Source organism: Thioalkalivibrio versutus (assembly GCF_001999325.1).
In the GTDB taxonomy this organism is placed as follows: Bacteria; Pseudomonadota; Gammaproteobacteria; order Ectothiorhodospirales; family Ectothiorhodospiraceae; genus Thioalkalivibrio; species Thioalkalivibrio versutus.
The window spans coordinates 53922-59950 of the sequence record NZ_MVAR01000039.1; the positions used below are offsets into that span (position 1 = coordinate 53922).

The 6029-nt window shown below is 67.4% G+C and carries 6 protein-coding genes; all 6 read right to left on the reverse strand.

Annotated elements, in window-relative coordinates; genetic code table 11:
- Positions 1-17: 17 nt before the first annotated feature.
- Positions 18-887 carry a 4-hydroxybenzoate octaprenyltransferase gene (gene ubiA, locus B0684_RS12865; RefSeq protein ID WP_018175637.1) on the reverse strand — a complete coding sequence of 290 codons (870 nt, stop codon included), beginning with the start codon at positions 885-887 and terminating at the stop codon, positions 18-20.
- A gap of 64 nt (positions 888-951) precedes the next feature.
- Positions 952-1518: a TlpA family protein disulfide reductase gene (locus B0684_RS12870; RefSeq protein ID WP_018168985.1), complete on the reverse strand. Its 567-nt coding sequence runs from the start codon at positions 1516-1518 to the stop codon at positions 952-954.
- Positions 1515-3833, reverse strand: coding sequence for a protein-disulfide reductase DsbD (locus B0684_RS12875; protein WP_018168986.1), 2319 nt, complete (start codon positions 3831-3833; stop codon positions 1515-1517). Before B0684_RS12875 ends, B0684_RS12870 begins: the two co-directional genes overlap by 4 nt.
- The gene (cutA, locus tag B0684_RS12880; RefSeq protein ID WP_018168987.1) at positions 3821-4162 is read right to left on the reverse strand and encodes a divalent-cation tolerance protein CutA; all 342 of its coding nucleotides are present in this window, start codon (positions 4160-4162) and stop codon (positions 3821-3823) included. The genes B0684_RS12875 and cutA overlap by 13 nt, the downstream gene beginning before the upstream one ends.
- 3 nt (positions 4163-4165) lie before the next feature.
- On the reverse strand, positions 4166-4963 hold the full coding sequence (locus B0684_RS12885) for an efflux RND transporter periplasmic adaptor subunit (protein ID WP_018168988.1): 798 nt from the start codon (positions 4961-4963) through the stop codon (positions 4166-4168).
- A 38-nt stretch (positions 4964-5001) separates the two neighbouring features.
- Positions 5002-6029 (reverse strand): TolC family protein (locus B0684_RS12890; RefSeq protein WP_077277042.1); only part of this gene is annotated, 1028 nt, incomplete at its 5' end.

Here is a 6029-nt window from a genome sequence, read left to right on the forward strand (position 1 = left end):
GTGTGCGGGCGCGGAATTCAGGCCCCCAGGTGGTGGTCGGCGATCATCGCCAGAAGGATGACGGCGCCCAGGTAGTGGTTGTTTTTGAAGGCGCGCAGACAGTCGGCGGGTTCGCGTTCGAAGATCAGGAACTGCTGGTAGAACATCAGCATTGCCACCACCACGAGCCCGGCGGTGTAGTAGCCACCGAAATCGGCGTGCTGGCCGACGAGATAAAGCCCCAGCCACACGAGAACCTGCAGCCCGCCGGTGATCAGGCGGTCGAGTTCGCCGAAGGCGATGGCCGTGGATTTCACCCCGATCTTCAGGTCGTCTTCGCGATCCACCATGCCATAGAAGGTGTCATACACCACCGTCCACGCCAGCACGGTTACGAACAACAGCCAGGCCACTTCGGGCGGGTGCTCGCCGGTGACGGCGGTGAACGCCATCGGCACGGCCCAGGCAAAGGCGGCGCCGAGATGGACCTGCGGGAAGTGGTGGAAACGCTTGGAGAACGGGTAGGTGCCGGCCAGTGCCACCGCCACCAGGGAATACAGGATGGTCAGCCCATTGGTGAACAGCACCAGGACGAAGGCGACCACGCTGAGGGCCACGAAGGTACCCAGCGCCTCGCGTGGGGTGATGGTGCCGAGCGCCAGCGGTCGGTCGCGGGTGCGCGCCACATGGCTGTCGAAGTCGCGGTCGGCGTAGTCGTTGATCGCGCAGCCCGCCGAGCGCATCAGCACCACGCCGGCGGCAAAAATGAAGATCAGGTAGGCCGGCGGCCAGCCCTCGGCCGCCACCCACAGGGCCCAGAAGGTGGGCCACAGCAACAGGTAGATGCCCACCGGGCGATCCAGCCGGATCAGGCGGGCGAGTTCCCACAGGCGTTCGCGCTCGGTCATGGCGGCCAAGCTTACCAGCCTTGCGGCGCCAGGGCGCCGGGTGTCGCTCCGGCGTCGGGGGGCGCTACAGGTGCGCCTCCAGCCATTCGTCCAGGTCGGCCGGTTCCACCTCGCCACGATGGGTGTCGAGGATGGTGCCTTCGCGGTCGATCAGTACGGTGTAGGGCAGGGCGCCGATGCGGTTGCCGTATTCCCGGCCGATCGCGACCGCGTCGTCCTGGCCGATCAGTACCGGGAATCCGATGCCGAAATCGTCGACGAAATGCTGCGTGGCTGTCTGCTCGTCCACGGCGACCGCGACGATGGTAAAGCCATCCTCCTGGTTGGCATCAAAGGTGTCCTGGAACAGCGGCATCTCCTTCTTGCAGGGCGGGCACCAGGTGGCCCAGAAGTTCAGCACGATCAGGTCGCCGTCCCACTCACTGAACTGGCGTTCTTCACCGGCGAGGTCGGGCAGGGTGAAGTCGATGCGCTGATTGCCCTGGGTCTCCTCGGCGGCGACCTCGGTGGCCGCGTTGGCAGAGGTTGCCCCGGCGTCCATCTCGGGTTCCGGGTCACCACAGGCGGTCAGGATCAGGGCGCTGGCCGTGGCGACCACCACCCCTGCGAGTGCGTGCTTGCGGTGTTTCATGGCGTCACCCCGATGGCGCTTTCTACATGTGCCAGGAAGCGGTCGGCATTCAGGTAGCCGACATTGCGGTAGTTGCGCAGCTCGTTGCCGTCGCGGTCATAGAAGATCATCGCCGGCGGCCCGAACAGATTGAACTGACGCATCAGGTCGCGGTGCTCGGAGGTGTTGTCGGTCACGTCGGCCTTCAGGAGGTGCACGTCGCCCATGGCCCGGATCACGCGCGGGTCCTGGAAGGTGGTGCGATCCAGCCGCACACAGTCCACGCACCAGTCGGCGTAGAAGTCGAGAAACACCGGCTGGCCGTTTTCGCGGGCCCGGGCCACTTCGCGTTCCACGTCCTCCAGGCTGTCGACGTAGGTGAACGCCATCTCGGTCGGCCCGGACTGCTCGCCCGTGGCCGTCACCGCGGGCTGATTGAACGTGGCCAGCGGGCGGAAGATGTCCTTGCCGCCGGTCGCCGCGCCGAGCATCAGCAGCACGCCGTAGATCAGGATCACCACACCCAGCCCCTTCCACAGGCTGTACCAGCCGGAGACATTGTCCGGCAGGGTCCTTAGTGCGCCCATGTAGACGGCGGTCACGATCAGCAGGATCGCCCACAGGAACATCGCCACCTCGCCCGGGATCACCCGTTCGAGCAGCCAGATGCCGATGGCCAGCAGGCCGACCCCAAACACCGCCTTGATGGTATCCATCCAGGGACCGGCCTTCGGTAGCAGGCGCCCGGCGGAGGTGCCGATGACCAGCAGCGGCGCCCCCATGCCCATGCTCAGCGCGAACAGCGCGATCCCGCCCAGCACTGCATCGCCAGTGTGGCTGATGTAGAGCAGCGCCCCGATCAGCGGTGCGGTCACGCAGGGGCCGACGATCAGGGCGGAAAGGAAGCCCATGATGCCGGCGCCTGCGTAGGTGCCGCCTTCCTGCTTGTTGCTGATCTGCGAAAGCTTGCTCTGCACGCCGGCCGGCATCTGCAGCTCGTAGAAGCCGAACATCGACATCGCCAGTGCGATGAAGATGGCCACGAAGGTCCCGATAATCCAGGGGTTCTGGAAGGCCGCCTGCAGGTTGGCACCCGCCAGGCCCGCGAATACGCCGGCAATGGTGTAGGTCAGGGCCATGGCCAGCACGAACACAAGCGAGATCAGGAATGCCTTGCGTGTGGTCAGGTTCTTCTGCCCGATGATGATGTTCGACAGGATCGGGATCATCGGGAACACGCAAGGGGTGAAGGTCAGCAGCAGCCCGAAGCCGAAGAAGGCCAGGGCTACCAGCCAGATCTGGCCGTCTGCCAGCTGGGCCGCGATGCGGTCCTGCTGGGTGACCGGTGCCGCGGCCTCGTCGTCTTCCGCAGCCCCGTCGCCGGTTTCCGGAAGGGCGTCGGTGTCGGCCTCGGCGGCCAGATCGGCAGCAAAGGAAACCGAGACCTCCTGGGTCAGCGGCGGGTAGCACACGCCGGCGTCGGCGCAGCCCTGGTAGTCGATCGCCAGGGTGATGTCGGAGACGTCATCCGCGTCGCGCAGGACCGGAACAAGGATCTCGACCTGGCCCCGGTAGACCTGGCTCTCGCCAAAGAACTCGTCTTCCTGGAGCTCACCGTCCGGTGGGTTGACCGGCCCCAGCTCGATGCCATCGCCCTCGGCGATGCGCACATCCAGCTGCTCACGGTAGAGATAGTATCCCTCGGCAATGTCGAAGCGCAGGATCGCCGCGTTCTGGCTGATCGCCTCCAGCGAGGCGGCAAAGGCCTTCTCCGGTTCCAGCAGGTCATCGGCGGCGCCGAGGTCGCCGGACAGGCTGCCCAGGTCACCCAGCGCGCTGCGTTCTTCCCCGGCATCTTCGTCCGCGCGGGTCTCGCCATTGCCGCTTGGCAGGCCGGGCAGCTCGATGGATACGGTCTGGAAGTGCGGCGGGTAGCACACGCCCAGGTCCGCGCAGCCCTGCGAGCGCGCCGTCAGCTCGATGCTGGTGCTGTCGGCCGCCTTGATCGGCAGCTCCACCTGCACCTGGCCGCGATAGGTCTCGACGCGCCCGAAGAATTCGTCCTCGCTGACCTCGCCATCCGGGATCTCGGCCTCGCCCAGTTCCAGCCCGTCGCTTTCCGGGGTGAAGTCGAACTGCTCGCGGTACATGTAGTACTCGTCCGCGATGTCCCAGGTCAGCCGTACCGTGTCGGCGTCGATCGCCTCAGCGCTCAGGGCGAAGGCGTCATCCGGGTCCAGTAGGTCGTCCTCGAAGAGGGCGTGCGTCAGTCCCGGAGCCAGCAGGAGTGCGACCAGCAGGGTTGCCAGCCAGGTGCGCGGATTCATGAGGTGCATTGCGTTATCCAGTCCAGGTAATCGGGCAGCCCGCGTTCAATCGGCAGGGCGATGATCTCGGGTGTGTCGTAGGGGTGTTGGTCAGCCAGCTGCGTCTGGAGTTCGTTCAGGCGCGCAGGCGCGGTCTTGATCAGTAGAGTGACTTCGGAGTCGATTTCGATATTCCCTTTCCACATGTAGATCGAGCGTCCGGGCGGGAGGATATGCACGCACGCGGCCAGACCCTGTTTCACCAGGGCGCCGGCCAGGGTCTCAGCCGTGTCCGGGTCGTCGAGTGTGGTAATGACCAGCCAGGCGTGGGCGCTGGATGGCGATTGCTCATTGCTCATGTATCAGGAGTCCCGTTCGATCCGTGCAGGCTGACCCGGGCGCAGTGGGGTGTCGTCCATCGGTGAGAATTCGACCTCGACGCGGTAACCCCGCTCGGGCTCTTCGCCGGTCGGCTCCCAGCCGATGGTCACAATGGTGCCGGAAAGACGCTGGTCGCCGACTACGACCGTAACGGTCTCCCCGGGTTCCAGGTCGGCGGCGGTGGCGGCCGGGACGGTGGCCACGGCGCGCATCGGGTCGATGGTGCCAAGGATCGCCAGGACCGGCGGCAGCAACGCCGGATTGACGTACTGCCCCGTGTTGGCGTCGAGGCGCACCAGGCGCCCGCTGGCCGGGGCGCGGATGGTCGCGTCCTCGAGATCGGCGCGGATGCGGTCGCGCTGGGCGCGGGCCTCGGCCAGGCGGGCCGCGACGGTCGCGTAATCGATACGTGCCAACTCCAGTTCGCGGGCGGCGATCAGGGTCTGGTCGTAGAGATCCTCGGCCTTGTCGCGCTCGCGCTCGGCTTCGTCCAGCTCCATCTGCAGGCGTTCCATGGTCGCACGGGCGGCGCGCAGGTCGGCATCGCCGCGCCGGGTATCCAGCCGGAACAGGACGTCGTCGGCCTCGACCCGGTCGCCGGCGCGGGCCTCGATTGCCTCGATGCGGCCTGCGATCGGGGCAGTAATGCGGTGGCGCTCACCCCAGTCGAGTTGGGCCGCGAAGCCTTCCTCGGCCAGTAGAGGCATGGGTGCCAGGGCGAGCAGGGCCAGCAGGCTGCCGGTGGTCAGCAGGGATGGGACATGGAATACGTGGGGCATGGTCAGGTCTCCCGTCCGGTCGCCGGTGGGTGGGCGGCTCAAGGGTTTTCGTCCGTGGCGCGGAACGGGCTCAGCTCGTCGCGCCCGCTCAGCAGGGCCAGGCGCTCGTAGGCCAGGGCCAGTTGGAATTCGGTGCTTGCATTGAAGTGCGCCGCGGCGCTTTGCTGGACCATCGAGTCGCCCAGGTCGGCCTGGTCCTCGATGTCGTACAGGTAGCGCGCGCGGTCGATGTACAGCTCGCGGTAGTCCATGCGCCAGGCGGCCTCGTCGCGCTGGGTTCGTAGTGCGCGGATCTCGTCGTACAGCTCGCGCAGGCGGTTGCGCGCCTCGATGCGGGCCTCGCCCAGTTCGGCCTCGGCTCGATGGCGGGCGGCGACGGCCTGGCCCACCCGGCTGTCGTGGCGGCGGCCCTCGTACAGCGGGATTTCCAGGACCAGGCCGGCGGCGAACGGGTTGCGATCGCCGCCACCGAGGTCGCGGTGCCACCAGCCGGATTCGGCCTCGGCGTACAGGCGCGGGCGCCGCTGCGCGCGCGAGGCCGCCACCTCGCGGCTGGCGGCCTCGACGTGGCGGCGCTCGGCCATCAGGCGCGGACTGGTGTTGTCGAGTTCGGCGAGCAGCGCATCCAGTTCGGGCAGTTCGGGCAGATCCAGGGGCAGCATGGGGGCGAGTACGGTACGCACGCGCCGGTCCGGGCGGTTCAGGGCCTCGGCCAGCGCGGCCCGGGTGCGGGCCTGGTCCTGCAGGGCGCGGGTACGTTGCACCCGCAGGGTCTGGTATTCGGATTCCAGGCGGAAGACCTCGATGTCCGAGACCTGGCCGCGCTGGTTGCGCTCCTCGGCCCGTTCCTTGGATACGTAGGCGGCGGCCATGGCCTCGGTGTCGCGGGCGAAGGCGAGATCCGCCAGCAGCACGTCGAAGTAGCGCTCGAGGACGTGGATGCGGTGACGGGCATGGGTCAGCGCTTCCTGCTGGCGGGCCGCCTCCAGGCGCTGCTCGCTGGCGGACTCGCGCGCATGGGACTGGCCGAAGTCGCTCAGCAGCTTGCGCGCGACGATGGCGGCGC